Source organism: uncultured Polaribacter sp. (genome assembly GCF_947500975.1).
GTDB lineage: Bacteria > Bacteroidota > Bacteroidia > Flavobacteriales > Flavobacteriaceae > Polaribacter.
On the sequence record NZ_CANMUE010000054.1, the window covers coordinates 1 to 653 of the forward strand.

Annotated in this window: 1 protein-coding gene; it reads left to right on the top strand. The window is 28.0% G+C overall.

Features of this window, described 5'->3' with window-relative positions; translation table 11 throughout:
* Positions 1-515, top strand: a 515-nt coding sequence (locus Q0733_RS12990) for a hypothetical protein (RefSeq protein WP_298782764.1), incomplete at its 5' end; no start/stop codon positions are given.
* Positions 516-653: the final 138 nt, after the last annotated feature.

Here is a 653-nt window from a genome sequence, read left to right on the forward strand (position 1 = left end):
AAAACGTTGTAACCAATTTGAGAAGCGAAATGAAAAAACTAATTTCATCAATAAAATCAATTTTTAAAAAACCTGAAAAAGAGGTTATTAAATCTAAAACTCAAGAAAGTATTACACCAGAAATGGAATTTGAAAAATTGAGAAATAAACTGGTAAGTTTAGCTCTTCAAATTGGAAAAAGTTATAATTACAATTTAGATTATTCAGAAAACTCAATTAAGAATGTTGAAAGTATATTGTCTGAATTTCACGAAGATTATAAAGAAACTGGAAATGAGGAGGGCTTACTTGGAATTTCATATGAATTTGGACTTTATATTGTTGGGGTAATTGAAAAAAATCACGGAAAAGGAATACTTAAAAAAGACCATAAAGATTTTGGAGAAAATTCTTATCCATTCTATTGGAATGAAGGAACTATATTTCCTTGTTCTTGGTGTTACAAAAGAATTTTTGATGGAGAATCAGATAATGTATGGACTAAATATGAAACTTTTGTAATTGGAAAAAAATAAAAAACTGGTTACAACACCATATAAAATTAATTGCTGGTTATAGCTCACTTGCGAAAATCCTTCGGATTTTCTGCCGTTCGTGATTAATCTAGTAAATTAGTTGCTTAAACCACGCAACTAATCTTATACAACAACGTT